This window comes from Xanthocytophaga flava (genome assembly GCF_030068545.1).
Classification (GTDB): Bacteria; Bacteroidota; Bacteroidia; order Cytophagales; family 172606-1; genus Xanthocytophaga; species Xanthocytophaga flava.
The window spans coordinates 151,817-168,092 of record NZ_JASJOR010000017.1 but is presented as its reverse complement, the minus strand read 5'-3'; the positions used below and the strand labels follow the sequence as shown (position 1 = coordinate 168,092).

Here is a 16,276-nt window from a genome sequence, read left to right as displayed (position 1 = left end):
TAAATTGAAGAAACAGGCGCAGTCTTTCAGGCTGCGCCGACTTTCCAAAGTTATATGTATAACAAGATGACAAACAGACATATCTGGGTACTTTTATTCTGGTGCTGGAGCTGTATGCTCACCGCGCAGAATATACCCTGGAAAGTACGTCCTACGGGTGTCAATCATACGATATTTATCAAAAACACCATTCCGCTTACTGTTAACGGAGTAACACTGGAAGCAGGAGATGCCATTGGTGTGTTTTACGATTCTTTGGGTGTAAAAACCTGTGGTGGCTATATCGAGTGGCAAAAACAACCAGCTGCGCTAACGGCGTATGGGGATGATGGCACAAACAAGGGATTTAAGACAGGAGAGGTATTTACATTCAGAGTCTGGAAAAAAAGTACAAACTGCATCAGTGAAAATGTACAGGTAACTTATGCCAGTGGAGGTATTATCAGCCATACCAATCAGTTTGCACCGGATGGGATTAGTGAGTTGAGTACCTTACAGGGCACAGCCAGTACAATTCGATATAACAGTAGTTCGTTTTGTAAAGAGGCTGGTTTGCAGGCTCCAGTTTTTACAGGTTCAGTAAGCCAGGTGACCTATACTTCATCAGAGGGGTTAACTTTGAATGAATCTACGGGTGTAATTGATGTGACTCGTAGTGAGCCAGGTAATTATACAATTATGTTTTTGTCTCCGGTGTGTCTTACACAGCAGCAGATAAGTGTTTCTATTGCTCCTGGTATCAATCTGACACAATTGGTGACTACGTTTACAGATGCTACCTGTGAGAAACAAAAAGGCACTCTGGAAATTGACATATCCACTATTACAGGTGGAACAAAGCCCTATCGTTTGGCTTTACGGGAAACCAGTCGCAATGAAACAATCACTTCTGTTGGCAATCGCTTTGATAATCTGATTCCGGGCAGTTATGAACTGATTGTAACAGATGCACTACAATGTCAGCAAATAGCCAGTACAACTATCAATGTAAGCACTCCAACAGATTGTGTTCCTGTCATTTCTCCCAATGGGGATGGAGTAGCTGATGCCTTTTACATTCCCTCTCAGGGAGTAGTAAAAATATATAACCGTTACGGACAGCTTCTCAAAACCCTCTCTACGCCTTCCGAATGGGACGCTACCGATGAGTCCGGCAACCTGGTTCCTATGGGAAATTATATCCTTGTTGGTAGTAATGCTGCTGATAAAAAAGTAATTACTGTGATTCGGTAATAAACTTTATCTTGAAGCTATTAGTAAGATAGTATATCCAAACTCCTTTCTACCACTTCTTTTGTGATTAACAAAATGGATGGATACTTGAGCTAAAAATGTAAAGTCTTCATTTCTGGTATGTTTATTGTGATTCTCCCATAAACACAGATCTCAGTGTGGTATCTGTTCAAATCCATAGTGTAAGAGAATGCAATGAGCCCATTACGAAGCCTACAGACCTTTCGTTTGGTCTGGCAGTACTACAAAACAATAACGTTTGTTAACCTTCCCTTCTCTGGATTAATAGGCATTCTGTTGAAAAGTATTCCTTTCTTTATTGTGTCATTCAGCATTTTTGGTTTTGTTCTGGCTGTCCTCTTCTTCCATCTCCGGTATGCCAATCAATATTATTTTTATTTTAATCAAGGCATTTCAAAGTCTCTTCTCATAGGTATATCATTCGGTATTAATCTACTACTCTGCTTATGCTTTCTTCTGATCTGGCAAATGATACCTCTCTAAAAAATGTACTGGAGGTAGATAGCATTATGCTTTCTTTTGGTTCCAGAAACATTGTAACAGATTGTTACCTGCAATGCTGCACAGGAGATATAGTGGGTCTTCTGGGGAGAAATGGCTGTGGGAAATCTTCACTGTTAAAGATTATCTTTGGAACCCTGGAAACAGAAAATAAAAGTATCCGGATCAACAGACAGGCATATACGCATCCGTATAAGGAAGGTGATCTGATAGCTTATTTACCACAACACGGTTTTTTGCCTCAAAGCCTGACACTGAAAAAAATCATAGATTTATATATTCACGCCGATTCTGGCAAAACCACTTTGCTGTCAGATGAAAGGGTAAAAAGTCTTTATGCCAAACGGGTTTCTGAATTATCAGGGGGTGAACGGAGGTACTTTGAGGTGCTGTTGTTGATTAGTATGGATGTCAAATTTATCTTGCTGGATGAGCCTTTTTCCTATGTGGAGCCAATATACAGACAAACTATTATGGATTTGATTCGTAGGTACACATCTCATATAGGGTTTATCATCACCGATCATGATTACCGGAATATTATCGAAATCAGTGATCGGATTGTATTACTTACAAATGGCGTCTGTAAGCATATCAAAAACCTGGAGGAACTGGAACGGTGGGGATATCTACCACCAGGTAAACTAGAGCATTGATACAACAGACACATCCGGCAAGTATATATTTCAAGACCACTGAAGCATTCTGGTTTTGCTGTAATTTCACGCCGGGCAAGTAGTAGAATCTATTGGTATAAACCTGAATTACTTTCAGGTGATACAGATTTATACCAATTACATACTCTGTTTATAGGCTCTATTTACCCAACTTTCGCATTAGTTGTAAGTGAACTCCTACCGAATAGGGACGCAATCCAAAAGGAGATTGTTGAGTATAGGTAGAAGCCAACGAATAATTAAATGCAGGCATGATTGTTAATTCATAGTTGCGATTTAGCATGTAATTGTAGCCAATACCTGCCAGAATAGTATAGTTTACCGGCTTTAATACATTCTCTTTTGAAGGAAATGTAGTCGTTTGATCCAATTGGCCATTTACATATTGACGAGTCTGGCCTTTGAGTAACAAATTGACACCACTTCCCATTGTCAGATTAAACCGGTGGCGTCCATTCGCCTTAAAATAATAAGTAGCAGCTATTCTAAGTCCACCGTAAGTATAGTTACTAGCTACCTGTCTTTGTCCGGTTTCATATACGGGTGTTATCGTAACCTGATTTGGAGCAGTCACTGTACGAATAAGTTCCTCAATGTGATCTGTTCTGTAGGAATAGCCTAGCTTCTCACTAAGTTGAGATACCATCAGATGACTTTCCAGAGCTAATCTTTTTGTAATATCTCTGCGAACATTCAGCCCCCATACATACTCCAGACGATCTTTGAGAGAAGAGTTAGCATTATTCATCCGGATGATCACAATATCATCTGAGGTGGATGGTACAAATGTTCGGAAGGTATAACGTGGTGCGACAAACAGACCGACAGACCATCCAGCTCTATTTTCAGAGGGAATAGTGGGTTTAATCGGAGACTCTGCTTGTGGTATACTGTCAGGTTGAAATCTTGGTGTAATAGCAGGTAGTCTAACGGCTCCGGTTTGTTGAAGTGTAATATCCCGGAATGCCAGGGAATGGATAGAAGGCACAAACAGTTCGACAGAATCGTTACCTGTTCCTTTTCTGAAGTCATTATCCTTTTGAATAGGAGTACCCTGTTTTATAGAATGGGTGACGGCTGTACGTACTGGTTCATTCAAAACCTTTGCATCCGGTCTTCGGACTGAACTACCTCGTTTACGATACAATTTCTCTTTGGATGTATTGGCTACTATTGTCAAATCATCTGATGGAGAATCAACAGGTAGTTCTGAAAACTGAGTTCTGGTAACTGTTTTTTGTGTTTTATGGCGATCAGTACCCAGAGTACTTCCTTCTCCGGATGTCTCAGATGGTTTAGTCTTGTTTTTAGATTTGGAAATAGTTACAGTTGTTTTATTAACAGATCGTATAGGTTTTCTGTTTGCTGATGCTACCTTTTCTTGTTGAGTGGATAATATATGTAAAGATGGTGTATCTGCTGATTCTGTATTTTGAGTTTTATTGTTTTTATGAGTTGACTCTGTTACCGGACGATTATTTCCTGCCATTTCAGGAGCAGGTTTGTGTAGTGAGATATGATCTCTATACTTTATCAGCAAAGCAACTGATCCTGTGACCAACAGCAGTACTGCCAGCCAGCCAAACAGACGCCAGCGACGCTTAGGTTGTATCTCTGCCTGAATAGATGCCCAACCTTGCACAGGGGGCTCCTCTTCGAGTTCCATCATTTTGCGACGGATTTCTTCCAGTTCTTTTTCGTTCAGCATTTCTCAGAGATTGAATATTTATGCAAAAGATCCTTTAGATAATTTTTCGCTTTTGCCAGCTGGGACTTGGAAGTTCCTTCGGCAATCTGGAGCATATCGGCAATTTCACGATGGGTAAACCCTTCTACTACATATAAATTAAATACCAGTCGATACCCTTCTGGTAACTGATTGATGAGTGCCAGCAATTCCTGACTGCTGATCTGGCTTACTATATCATCCTCTGCCGGAGAGCTTTCTTCTACCAGACTATAGTCAAGATGATCCTGGTATTTACGGTTTTTGTGGTAATGGTTAATCGCAGTATTTACAAAAATACGTCGTAACCATCCTTCAAAAGAACCTCCATTGTATGTGTGAATATTGGCAAACACCCTGACAAAGGCTTCGTGGAATATATCTTCTGCCTCAAATCTGGACCGTGTATACCGCATACAGACAGCCATCATCTTTCGGGAATAGAGCTGATACAGCTTTTCCTGAAAAGCTGGTTTTTGCTGCTGACATCCCGCAATGATTTCCTGTTCTGAATGCACGTAGTTTAAAGTTAAAAAGGAGTGATGTTGCTATTATAGTTGGTTCGATTCCGCTGGTATTAGTTAACTTTCACCTTTACAATCACCTCCAGATAGGTATTGTAATTCTGGTCCGGATAAACCCGATAGCGAAACGAATCTTCACCAGTAAAATCTTTCGGTGGCTGGTATACATAAATGGTGTTTTTATAACTACCTGCATACTCAATAGTACGAAATGTGCCTAGCTGCGGTGCATAGACAGACCTGCCAGCCATTGGACAGATGATATCATTTTCAAATATCCGGATGCCTTTGGGTGTATTTCGGGTTGTTTGCAGAGAGTCCGCCACCACAACATTCGTACAGTTATTTGGGTCCAGAGGAACTTCTATATGAAGCCGTATTTTTTGTGTTTTACAGGTACTTTCACTACATGCCTCATATGTCAGGCTATCTGTTCCAAAGAATCCATTTTCTGGTTTATAATAGGTATCGCCATCAGGTTCTATACTCAGTGTTCCATGACGAGGCTGACCAAAGGTGACCGTAACCGCCGTTTTCAGGCTATCATTTCCGAGTGGGTCCATCCGTATAATTCCACCTCCACCAAAGGCATAAACATCATCCTCATATAACTCGAAGTTATTAGATGATCCGGGGATTATATCTTCCGGAGTTGTACACCCTCCCAATAAAAACAAGAGTACAAGACTTCCCGTCAGGGCTCCCAGATGGCGCAAAGAGCTTTTCATTATACTTGACAATTTTAGTAAATTCCAGACACGCACAAATACTTTCTGTGAGAGAAGACAGAATCTGTCAATGAACGGTTGCCTGAGAGGATTCTTTTATTTTGAAATTTTTTAAGTATTGCAAAGAGACTGGATCGGGTGCAATGATAACTGCCCACTAAAAGGGTTACAAAGAAGGGTTTCCAGAGGGAGGAGCTATTCAGGAACCAAGGCAAATTAGTGTAATGCTCTTTTCTTCGTCTTTGTCAGTTGCTTAACGTACCAAAGCTAACCGACACGGATCTCATTGTGGTGAGGCAATGGACTTTAGCAGAGTCGGTGGAAGGATTTGTTGTTCGGGCGGTCCAGGTATTGCCAAAGGCGGGATTTTTACCACAAAAGCTCAATTGAACAACAAAAGTTGAACCTTGTGCGAAATCTCCAATCGAAGTGGTTCAGTCCCCCACTTTGGGCAATACCTTGGTATGGGCAATTTTTTATTTCTTCTCTACTGATAAAGTCGTCAGCAACACTGCCAATTCGTTTAGTGTCATAGTGAAACCTCCCTGGAAACCCATTTCAATCATCTGTTCCATTCTTTCAAGAGATTCGTTGTAAATAGTAATGCTAACTTTAGTTATTCCATTTTGCTCACTGAAATTCAAATCCCAATTCGAACCTGGCAAATGAGGATTTTCGTCTTTGTCTGCAAATACACTTACATATTTGAAGTTAGTTTTAGGGCTAATGGACGTATAGTCTTGTATTTGCCAGCTTTCTTGTCCTTCCGGGCTAACCATTGCATAAAACCTTCGTCCACCAACTTTGAATTCCATTGATTTGGTTTTGGAAACCCACGGTTTGGGTGCCCACCATTGGTCAAGGATTTCTTTTTTCGTAAATGCGTCCCAAACAAGTGAAAGCTCGGCATCAAACTCTCTTGTTACGAATACAGATTTGGTTGATTTGTCAACCGTAAAGTCAAATAGTAAATTATTCATTTTTATTGTTTTTTAGTTTTACTAATACATCATCCAGTTGATTATATCGAGTCTCCCAGATTTTTCGGAATTGCTCCATCCACTTGTCTACTTCTTTTAATTTGTCAATTTCAAGTGAGTAGTAGATTTCTCTTCCTTTTTGTTCTTGTTTGACAAGTTCGCATTCTGTTAAAATGCGTAAATGTTTTGACACAGCTTGTCGTGTCGTGTTGAAGTTGTCGGCAATGGCATTGGGTGTCATCGCCTGTAATGCAATTAAGGCTATAATGGCTCTCCTTGTTGGGTCTGCAACGGCTTGAAAAATGTCTCTACGCATAGGCCTGATTGTTTTAGTGAAACCGAATGGTTGCAAATGTATGTGCAACTTTTCGGTTTCGCAATTGTTTTTTAAAATTTAAGTAGGTCAACAAATTTACTTATCCTGATACCGGTATATGCTGACTTATTCGCATAAAAAGTTGCTTCGTAACCTGTAATCTGGTTGTCAATAAATTATTTTATTTTTTTTATTCTCCGGGCAACCATCCTTCTTCGCTTCCTGTCTTACCTCCAAACTCATTATTCACTACACCACACAGTTAACAACTTAACACTACACATTTATGAAAACTATGAAGTTACTATGTATAGCAGCAATTGTATTTTCTGCTATCTCTTTTTCATCCTGCAAGAAAGATTCTATTATTCTGCCTGATACAGAGCACTCGTCAGACAAGCCTGGTGATTCAGAATCTCCACAGGATACGATTCCATCCGATACCATTCCGCAAGACACAATCCCTACTGACAGCGGGGATACGGAACAGCCACAGGGACCAGGCAACCTGTTGAGTCAGATGGGGACAATCAAACTTAGCTATGATGCTACCTATCAACTGACCGGATATGATTCGTATAGCAACATAGGATATACCATTGTATATGAGAATGGCCGTCCTGTTCGTCTCAACTTTACCAAACATCCTTCGTATGCGATTTACACCTATGACGGAGATCTTGTATCCGAGATTGTTACTTACAATGGCTATAATGAGGTATCGTACCGACACCACTTTACCTATGCCAATGGGAAGCTTATCCGTGAAAGCCAGCGTAGCTATATCAGTGGCTTTCTCACTGTGGATGACTATAGCTATGACGCCAATGGCAATCTGACCCGTATTGCGGTTTCCGGAGCTGCCAGTGGGCAGGAGTCGGATCTGAAATTCTCTTACAATGTGCTCTATGGCAATTATGACAGCCAACCTAATCCGATGCCGTTGATCAGTAGTGAGTATTATCTGCCAGGGGTTAAATTGTTTACCAATAATCCAGGTTATCGGGAAACACCTAGTTCTAAAGAATTGTATACCTATGTATATTCTTCTGCTGGTTTGCCTGTGGAACGTGCTACAAAGCTGGAAGGCTATTCGCATGTGCCAGCTGCCATACATAGATATAGCTATTGGTAAATCCAATAGGTTATTAGAATAGGGCTCATTTCAAATGCAAGTAAGAGATATTCTTACTTGCATTGCTTATTTGTGTATAGCATGAGTGACTTTCGATGTGATTCAGAATGAGATAATATGCAACCTCCTTCCTTTCTTTTCTCAAATTTCTGATCTTTATTCTACTTGCAACATGGTACTTTTTTGCTTGTTCAAAAAAGGACACTTTTCACCGATCCTCCCGCCCACAGGCCAAAGGCCAACCTCGCGGAGAAAAGATTCCCAACGCACCTATACGACCATTAGCGATTGAAGGTATCTTGCAGCTTCTTAAAGATGATCCATTATGTATGGAATCAAAGTAAAATTCTTTTCCTCAAAATTCTGGAGGAATCGTGTATGTGTAGAGCACCTTTTGCGGTGAATTCCGATCAAATTCTTTTTTGCCGTGAGTTATGCGCAAAGGAAAAAATGATCGGAGTTCTGGTCAAAATTTAATTTGCGGTAAGTTATGCGCATCAATGAAAGTGATCGGAATAAAATGCAATTTGTTTGGTGACTGATGAGGTTGGGCTGCCCTTACAAAAAAATAGTTTGCATAGAACTATGCTCAATCCCTTTCATGCGATGAACTCTGCACAGAAAACTTTTTGGCGTGAATTCTCATCAAATTACTTTGTGAGACAAACTAAACACCACGTAAACTGATGTGATAAAATCCAGTAGCAGGGATGTGTCATTTTTCATCTCTTTTATTCTTATTTACAGGAAGTTATATATCTTGAGTGTTGATTTATCTGGTGTTTTATTTTTCGATTACATACAATGATGATACTTCCTAAGGAAAAGCAAGAGATACTAGACACTATTGTAAACGACTTAAAAGGTCTTACAAATGTCCAGGCGATTGTATTAGGTGGTTCTTATGCAACAGGAACAGCAACGGAGACTTCTGATCTGGATGTAGGAATCTATTATTACGAAAAAGCTCCTTTTGATATCAGGGAAATACAGGCTATCGCAAAGAAATATGCAAAAGACAGTAGCCCGACAGTTACGGGTTTTTATGAATGGGGTCCATGGGTAAATGGAGGTGCCTGGGTAAAAACGGCGTATGGAAAAGTTGATTTGCTTTACAAGAACATCGAACAGATAACGACGACTATTGAGAATGCGCAGGAAGGCTTATGGGAGAACCATTTTGAACAACAACCTCCTTATGGTTTTTCCTCTATTATCTTTCTGGCAGAAACTCAGGTGTGCATTCCGTTGTATGACCCGGAAGGCATCATTGCCAGGCTAAAATCAGCAGTACAGACATACCCTCCCAAGCTAAAACAGTTGGTGGTACAACAATCTTTATGGTCTGCTGAATTTACCATCTGGCATGGTGATTCTTTTGCTGCCAAACAAGATGTCTATAACACGCTGGGTTGTCTCACGAGAGCAATCAAAAACATAGTGACCGCCTTGTTTGCCCTGAATGAACTCTATCCTATCAGTGATAAAAGAGCTATTCAGGTCTTGGAACAATCAACCATAAAACCTCCACATCTGACAGATAAGATCAATGCTGTTTTATGTGTTGATATGGATACCCTATCTGAGAATGTGACTCTGCTAAAATCACTCTTCAACGAAGTAGCAGATCTTGCTCAGGGGATGTATAAGCCTGCTTACCAGTTGTAGCATAGGTTTCAGAAAGCAGAACTAGCTTTCCAGATCTTCATTGTCAGAAAAAATCTTCTTTCTGTGAGTTTGTCCCCATTTTGCCATTTCCCACAGAATGGGTCTCAATGTTTGGCCATATGATGTGAGCGCATATTCAACCGTGACCGGTCGGGTGTTCATCACTGTTCTACTGACCAAACCATTGATTTCCAGTTCCTGTAGTTCTTTGGAGAGCATTTTGGAACCTATTCCTTCCACCTCGCGCTGCAGATCCATAAAACGTTTATTGCCAAAGCTTAAACAACCGATAATGGTAATTTTCCATTTACCATCTAGCAAATCCATCGTATCATGAATAGCCCTTAGCTGGCTTGGACACTGGAGCGGCTTTTCGTCTATAAAAATCTTTTTTCGCATACAATATTAGAACCTACTTTCCCAGCGGAAACTACTTTCCAATGGGAAACTCATATCTAACGTAAAGGTAGTGATATTAATTTTGCTTCTACAAATCAGAATCACATGAAAACAAAACTAGAAGGAAAAATTGCCGTTGTAACTGGCGCATCCAAAGGAATAGGGGCAGCCATTGCCCAGACTTTAGCAGCACAAGGGGCTGCTGTTGTGGTAAATTATGTAAGTGATCAAACCAATGCAGAACGTATTGTCAGTACAATTACAGCGCAGGGTGGAAAAGCCATTGCGGTACAGGCAGATGTAGCTAAATCTGCTGATGTACAAAAGTTGTTTGCAAAAGTACAGGAAGTGTTTGGACAAGTTGATGTACTTGTAAACAATGCTGCGATAAGCCGATTTGGTCCAGTGGAAAGTATTTCAGAAACTGATTTTCAACAGCAGTACCACACAAATGTATTGGGCCCAATCCTTACTATTCAACAGGCATTGAATTATTTTCCTGCTTCGGGTGGAAGTATTATCAATATCAGCTCTGTGGCAGGTCAGAATCCAGGACCTTATACAAGTTTGTATGCATCCACCAAAGCTGCTTTAAATGCACTAACTATTTCCCTTTCCAGAGAACTTGCACCACGTAACATTCGGGTCAATACGGTTGCTCCGGGCAATACAGATACGGAAGGTGCCCGAGCACTGGGTCTGACAGGCTCAGCTATTGAACAAGCCTTGCTTGCTGCCACTCCGCTTGGCCGAGTTGGCAAGCCGGAAGAAGTGGCTCCGGTTGTAGCGTTTCTTGCATCCGATGAGGCTGCCTGGATTACGGGAGAAAAAATAGCAGCGTCTGGAGGTATGAGATAAAGAATAACCCAATTCATTCAAAGATGAATAAGTGGAAAATACCATCAAACCTGTTATGTGGACATGCTGAAAACCAAACAAGCCCAACATGGAAGTTTGGGCTTGTTTTTAACAGAAGGCAGGGCTTGAACCTGCAACTATACTAATAAGGGTAGTCGTGCCACTAACCCCCCATTGGGGGTCATCCTTTCAGAACTGTATTGAGTGCGTCTTCCAATTGCGCCACTTCTGCTGTTACACAAAGTTACTCAGAAAATGGTTGCTTTTATGCAATTAGTTATCTGATGGGTTGCAATTGATAGGAAGTATCTTTCCTTTACAAAGGATTCTGCGGGATAAATGTTGTGTTGACAATCTGATGAATCACTTCGTCCAGCTGCATGGACTTTGTTTTTAGATCCGCAATTACATGTTTTTTCTCCGGATCGCTGACATCCTCTTCATCTAGCAGACTGATCAGACCCATAATAGTAGCCACAGGCGCTCTTAGTTCGTGTGAACTTAGGGAGGCGATTTCCCGCAGACGTGCATTTTGTTGTCTGATTTCGTCTTGAGCAGCCAGTTGTTTTGTCACGTCACGAGCTACACAGGCTGTGCCTGTTACCTGGCCTTTTTCATTGTAAATTGGATTAAAGCCCACTTCCTGAATGATCTTAGCCTGTGTAGTGGGATCTGTAAACTCGTTGTAGGCACGAAAGGAATTACCTTTAAATGCCTTGTCATATAACTGTTTGTATTTTTCTATGTACTGTTGCTGTTCGTTACCACTCACCCGTTCATGCAATTGCATACCCGACTGGATCTCAATCTGAAATATTCTGAAAACAAACTCTTTATAGGCTTTGTTGGCAAACAGAATACATCTGTCACAGTCTACAGACCAGATATTATCTTCTGTATTATTGATCAGCGCTTCCAGTGTTTCCTTGGTTCGCTTTATCTCCATCTGAATCAGGTGTTGTTTCGTAACATCCAGTCCAACTCCCTGAATTTCTTTTACCTCTCCAAATTCGTCCTTGACTCCCACAATATCACATTCCAGCCAATGGATCTTTCGGTCTTTGTCCCATCTTCTGTGGGTAATATGGATTACCTAGCCAGGTTTGTTTTTTGCTTCCTGATAAATTTCTTTCACCTTTCCAGCATCATCGGGGTGCCAGAAGTCCGATATTTTCTTTCCAATCAGATCCGACTTTTTTTGTCCGAAATCCCGGGTGTAGGTATCATTCACAAATGTATATTCCTGGTCCGGATTGATACGAAACAATAGTGCGGGACCCGCATTGATGACCGACTCAAGAAAAGTGATCTTTTTTTGCGATTCTCTTCTATGAAATAAGATATCTGTCACATCTCGAATAATATGCATCAGAACTTCATGTTGGGTATCTGGCAGTGTAAATTGCACCATTTTTACCTGTACCCATTTTAAGGTACCGTCTGCACTGATAATACGGTGTGTGAGTTTGACTTCTCCTGATTGTGTCAGTTGTTGTGTACTACGGGCTACTTCATTCAGATCCAGTGGGTCTATGATTTTTTCCCATAAACCGGGCTGCTGCTTCATGTCAGCCTCACTATATCCTGTGATCTTCTCCACGGCCGGACTGATGAAGAGATACTGATTGCTGCTCATATCAAAAGCCATAACGGCATCTTCCAGCGCAGATAATAAGAAATGTAATAACGGCATGAGAAAACCTTGTTTCGCTTACTAAGAGTGTATTCTTAAATCTAGGAAAAATTTTCATTTCAAATTTGAAAATTACCAGAGAATATTGTGCAGACGCATATTATTATTTACAGTAAAAAGCAAAATAAACTTCTGTATTTTGTCGTGTTACTTCAAAGTAGTATGTGTTTTACCTTCTTTATTGGTTTTCGGATTTTAGTTTGTCGTTCTTGGGGATACATTTTTCGTTTCAACCACTTCCAGGTGAGTACTAAGGATGTTCTGATCACAAGTAATCCGCTTTTTCGTTTTTTGACCTCCTGAAAGAATCCCGTGACAAGACCGGCAGCCTATGGATTCTGAACGTATTTTTCTCTCAGAAGCCGAACATGGCTCTATTTGTTACAAGTTTCTTTCAGAAGGACAGTTAGTCAGAAGGAAAGGTAGAGGGAGGATCTTTTTCAGAAGGAGAGAATGTGTATTTTCTATGCGTTCTTTCTAAAGTTCAGGTGACTATTGTTTCCTTACAGGATAAGTTAGATCGTGTATTTTAGACTTAACAAGAAGTTTCGGGTAGGGCCGGGAGAGAACTGATTGGAATAGATCGCATTGGCAAAGTACCTTTTGTTCAATACATTGTTAAGATTCAGCCTTATATTGATTCGTCCCAGGCGATACCCAATAGCCACATCGGTTACTGTATAGGCTGGAAGAGTATACGTGTTGGTACTGTTTGTGAACGTGTCACTCATATAGTTGACTCCTGCTCCCAGATTTAATCCTTTCAGTGCTGTGTATTGCCATTCATAGTTTAGCCACAGATTCAGCATATTGACAGGTGCAAAAGATACCCGTTTTCCTGCCACCGGATTTATCTCACTTCCTTCATATGGAAGGTATTTTGCTTTAGAGAATGTATACCCTGCTGTCACATCCAGTCCTCTGTAAAGACTTCCACTGATTTCTGCTTCAAACCCTTTGGATTCTGCAGAGCCAATCCGTTTGTAGATACCTCCTGCAAGTGCTTCTACCTGATTGTTTTTTCGCATATAATAAAAAGCAAGAATGGCTGTCCAGCCTGAACGCTCCAGACGAGAGCCTATCTCTGCCTGATAACCAGTTTCCGGATCAAACGTTTCTCCATTGGGTGCAATTCGGCGGGAAGGTTTAAAGTAAGTAGAATACGAACTATAAACAGACAAAGGCTCAAAAGGTTGATATACCAGTCCAAACCGATAGGTCAATGCATTTTTAGAAATAGTTGATTTCGGGCCTTTTTCGGTCACATGCCGGGTTGCGTCTACCTGATTGGTATAGTAGCTGCCATTAAAGATGTCATATCGTAATCCTATCAGTGCTTTCAAATACTCTGCAACCTTGATCCAATCCTGTATATATACTCCATGCACATTTTCCATAGTAGCCCTATAATTCTGGTCTGTGAAGGAAATATACCCCTGATTGAGAATCGGATTATGAATAGGAATTGTAGCGTTTTTGGCTGGACCATTGACATCTCCGTTATAGGTCTTCCTGTCCAGTATACTGAGTGCATAACCTACTAATACTTTGTGTACAATAGAACCAGTTAGCCATTCACTACTAAGCTCCAACTGATTTTGAAGAGGTTTGGTCAGGTGGTTGAAATAAAACGGAAAGGATCGGGTAAGTGAATCCAGTGAGGCATTGACAGAAAGTTCTTCTGTTGAAAAATAGTTGATATTGTCATCATAATAGGATACCTGATCTGACAGTTTTACTTTTTCAGAGAACTGGTGTACAAATTTAAGCTGATAGTCGAAACGCGTATGTTTTAAAAAGTCGGCAGGGTCATTGTACCGCGTATCGACATCTAGTCCAGGTATTTTTTTACTACCTTCCAGCATAGGAATGCCTGTGTCCGTATCATAGTTGTCTTTGTTTACACCCACTGTCAGATAAAACAAATCTTTACTGGTAGGTGTATATTCCAGTGCCAGGTAGGCATTGTTTGTAGTAGACCCAGAATATCGATACCCTTCTGTATCGGACATCCCAAAGTCAACCCGATACCGCAACTGGTTACTGATAGAACCGGAGGCTCCCGCTCTCATTCTGCGGGTATTATAACTTCCATAGGTAGCTGAAAATTCCGCTTTAAATTCTTTTGTTGGGCGCTTTCTAACAATATTGATAATCCCTCCCAGCGCTGAATGTCCAAACAAAACCGAAGCGGGACCTTTTAACACTTCTATACTTTCTACATTAGCCAGATTCGTTGTAGGGGCACTGGTGGAGATGTTGTGTCTTTCGTCTCTGACACCATCTACAAGTAGTACAAAGTTACTGAATCCCCTGATAGTAAAATGCTGAAATCCCCCATACGTATTATTCGCTCGCACTCCTGTAGTATTCTTCATTGCCTCACCCAGATCATCTGCTCCACGCTGTTCTATAGTCTTTACAGAAACGGAAGAGGTCGTCAGCGGGATATCCCGTAGGGGAATTGCCTGTTTGGTAATAGCCGTGAAACCGGATTTTCTGTCGGATGTAATCACTATTTCCGACAACTCATTGGTCTTGCTGTTAAGCTGATAATTTAGCGAAATTCTTTGTCCTGCGTTTACCACAATAGTTTGTTTTAATGCCTGATAGCCAATGCCACTAATGGATAATATATATTTTCCGGCAGGTATATTTTTGAGTAGAAAGTGCCCCGTTTCACTGCTGGTAGTACCATATGCCGTTTCATCCAGGCCAATGGTCATATTAGGGAGTGGTTCTTTATTTTCGGATTGTATATATCCGGAAATACTACCCTTTTCAGATTGAGCCAGCATACATAAAGGCAGAAATAATAGACAAAAAAATAGAGGCAACTTTTGTTGTAGGGACTTATTCATAGAGAAATACAAGGTCGAGGTTTGGTAGAGTAATTGATTGATGAACAGACCGAAAGCCGATGAAACAGTCTGGGTTCCAGGTGGAATGTTTTTACCTACCACTTTTGCCTCAAGGACATGATCTTTTACTATCTGATGGGTACTTGTTGACTCATCATCAAAAATACTCTTTCTGTCTGACGGTATATAGACAGTTAATAGGTGGCTCTGGCTATCAGTGTGCGGATAGCAGCCATAAGGTGTTTGCATACTTTTAACTGTGTTAAGATGAATAGTTAAAAGCTCTTACACTCCACAATGTAACAAGGGATAAAATCAAAGACAGGGGAGAGATCTGACTGAAAACAGGCATGCATATGATGAGGTTCATCTACGTGAACCGCCTCAGATCCATAGTTTGTAAAAATTTCAGAACAGAAAACACCACACCTGACCGTGCTTCAAACCGCGAAAGCATTGTCATACTGGAAAAGGCAGGTCTCCTGACTTGTAACACGTATACCATCCTTCCCATATCATTGATACAGTGGACAAACAAGGGTATACGCTTTGAAGGTTACTTACAGTTGCGCGACAGTTCGTGATTTTCACACGATTCCCTATTAATCGGCATTATGCAGAACCTCTTCCAGAGGGTATAAAGTAAAGAACTTACATGAAGGGGGCGAATATACGTGATTTATCTGATTTGGATGTAGGTTTAGATTAATTCCTGTTTTGTCATGGAATTCCATGGATAAGAAGATTGTTTGCTATGCAAGGTATAAACCCTGGTTTTGGTATCCGGTACGGATTATTATTTTAGCAAGAATCAAGATGGATTTATTAATGAAAAGACACTAATTTGAACCTATAATTCTAATCAGTGTCTTTTTTGTTTCAAATGAGATTTAGGACGATGAGAAAGTTTCATCGTTTACTAACAATTACATGCAGAATTAGCTGACCAGCAAGCA

Annotated in this window: 14 protein-coding genes, 1 tRNA gene and 1 riboswitch; of the genes, 5 read left to right on the top strand and 10 right to left on the bottom strand. The window is 40.7% G+C overall.

Annotated elements, in window-relative coordinates; genetic code table 11:
- The first annotated feature begins 66 nt into the window (after positions 1 to 66).
- Both QNI15_RS23415 and QNI15_RS23410 read left to right on the top strand, forming a co-directional pair.
- Complete coding sequence (locus QNI15_RS23415) at positions 67 to 1,233, top strand: T9SS type B sorting domain-containing protein (protein WP_314005394.1); 1,167 nt, start codon at positions 67 to 69, stop codon at positions 1,231 to 1,233.
- Between the two features lie 467 nt (positions 1,234 to 1,700).
- The gene (locus QNI15_RS23410; protein ID WP_314033858.1) at positions 1,701 to 2,411 is read left to right on the top strand and encodes an ATP-binding cassette domain-containing protein; all 711 of its coding nucleotides are present in this window, start codon (positions 1,701 to 1,703) and stop codon (positions 2,409 to 2,411) included.
- Between the two features lie 160 nt (positions 2,412 to 2,571).
- On the opposite strand, the gene QNI15_RS23405 is transcribed toward QNI15_RS23410, so the two are convergent.
- The 5 genes from QNI15_RS23405 to QNI15_RS23385 all read right to left on the bottom strand — a co-directional run bounded on the left by QNI15_RS23405 (position 2,572) and on the right by QNI15_RS23385 (position 6,706).
- A complete protein-coding gene (locus QNI15_RS23405) occupies positions 2,572 to 4,140 on the bottom strand; it encodes an outer membrane beta-barrel protein (RefSeq protein ID WP_314033856.1) in 1,569 nt (522 codons plus the stop codon).
- Positions 4,134 to 4,676, bottom strand: a complete 543-nt coding sequence (locus QNI15_RS23400) for an RNA polymerase sigma factor (protein WP_314033854.1) — start codon at positions 4,674 to 4,676, stop codon at positions 4,134 to 4,136. The genes QNI15_RS23405 and QNI15_RS23400 overlap by 7 nt, the downstream gene beginning before the upstream one ends.
- A gap of 59 nt (positions 4,677 to 4,735) precedes the next feature.
- A complete protein-coding gene (locus QNI15_RS23395) occupies positions 4,736 to 5,410 on the bottom strand; it encodes an Ig-like domain-containing protein (RefSeq protein WP_314033852.1) in 675 nt (224 codons plus the stop codon).
- 476 nt (positions 5,411 to 5,886) lie between these two features.
- Positions 5,887 to 6,390, bottom strand: coding sequence for an SRPBCC family protein (locus QNI15_RS23390; RefSeq protein ID WP_314033850.1), 504 nt, complete (start codon positions 6,388 to 6,390; stop codon positions 5,887 to 5,889).
- Complete coding sequence (locus QNI15_RS23385; protein ID WP_313981717.1) at positions 6,383 to 6,706, bottom strand: ArsR/SmtB family transcription factor; 324 nt, start codon at positions 6,704 to 6,706, stop codon at positions 6,383 to 6,385. Before QNI15_RS23385 ends, QNI15_RS23390 begins: the two co-directional genes overlap by 8 nt.
- Positions 6,707 to 7,001: 295 nt before the next feature.
- Between QNI15_RS23385 and QNI15_RS23380 the strand changes: the two genes are divergently transcribed.
- Together QNI15_RS23380 and QNI15_RS23375 are read left to right on the top strand one after the other, a co-directional pair.
- Positions 7,002 to 7,841, top strand: coding sequence for a hypothetical protein (locus QNI15_RS23380; RefSeq protein ID WP_314033848.1), 840 nt, complete (start codon positions 7,002 to 7,004; stop codon positions 7,839 to 7,841).
- Between the two features lie 804 nt (positions 7,842 to 8,645).
- Positions 8,646 to 9,509 carry a nucleotidyltransferase domain-containing protein gene (locus QNI15_RS23375; protein WP_314033846.1) on the top strand — a complete coding sequence of 288 codons (864 nt, stop codon included), beginning with the start codon at positions 8,646 to 8,648 and terminating at the stop codon, positions 9,507 to 9,509.
- A 21-nt stretch (positions 9,510 to 9,530) separates the two neighbouring features.
- Here the strand turns inward: QNI15_RS23375 and QNI15_RS23370 are convergent, their stop codons facing one another.
- Entirely contained in the window at positions 9,531 to 9,908 is a 378-nt protein-coding gene (locus tag QNI15_RS23370; RefSeq protein ID WP_314033844.1) for a winged helix-turn-helix transcriptional regulator, read from the bottom strand.
- Positions 9,909 to 10,013: 105 nt separating this feature from the next.
- Here QNI15_RS23370 and QNI15_RS23365 point away from each other — a divergent pair, with 105 nt between their 5' ends.
- Positions 10,014 to 10,766, top strand: coding sequence for an SDR family NAD(P)-dependent oxidoreductase (locus QNI15_RS23365; RefSeq protein WP_314033842.1), 753 nt, complete (start codon positions 10,014 to 10,016; stop codon positions 10,764 to 10,766).
- A 110-nt stretch (positions 10,767 to 10,876) separates the two neighbouring features.
- On the opposite strand, the gene QNI15_RS23360 is transcribed toward QNI15_RS23365, so the two are convergent.
- The 4 genes from QNI15_RS23360 to QNI15_RS23345 form a co-directional block, all read right to left on the bottom strand.
- Positions 10,877 to 10,998: transfer RNA gene (locus QNI15_RS23360), tRNA-OTHER, on the bottom strand.
- Positions 10,999 to 11,082: 84 nt separating this feature from the next.
- Positions 11,083 to 11,793, bottom strand: a complete 711-nt coding sequence (locus QNI15_RS23355; RefSeq protein ID WP_314033840.1) for a histidine kinase dimerization/phospho-acceptor domain-containing protein — start codon at positions 11,791 to 11,793, stop codon at positions 11,083 to 11,085.
- A 66-nt stretch (positions 11,794 to 11,859) separates the two neighbouring features.
- On the bottom strand, positions 11,860 to 12,459 hold the full coding sequence (locus QNI15_RS23350; RefSeq protein ID WP_314033838.1) for a PAS domain-containing protein: 600 nt from the start codon (positions 12,457 to 12,459) through the stop codon (positions 11,860 to 11,862).
- A 515-nt stretch (positions 12,460 to 12,974) separates the two neighbouring features.
- Positions 12,975 to 15,569 (bottom strand): TonB-dependent receptor, encoded by a 2,595-nt coding sequence (locus tag QNI15_RS23345; RefSeq protein WP_314033837.1) that lies wholly within the window; start codon positions 15,567 to 15,569, stop codon positions 12,975 to 12,977.
- Between the two features lie 206 nt (positions 15,570 to 15,775).
- A riboswitch (cobalamin riboswitch) is annotated at positions 15,776 to 15,962 on the bottom strand.
- Between the last annotated feature and the right edge of the window lie 314 nt (positions 15,963 to 16,276).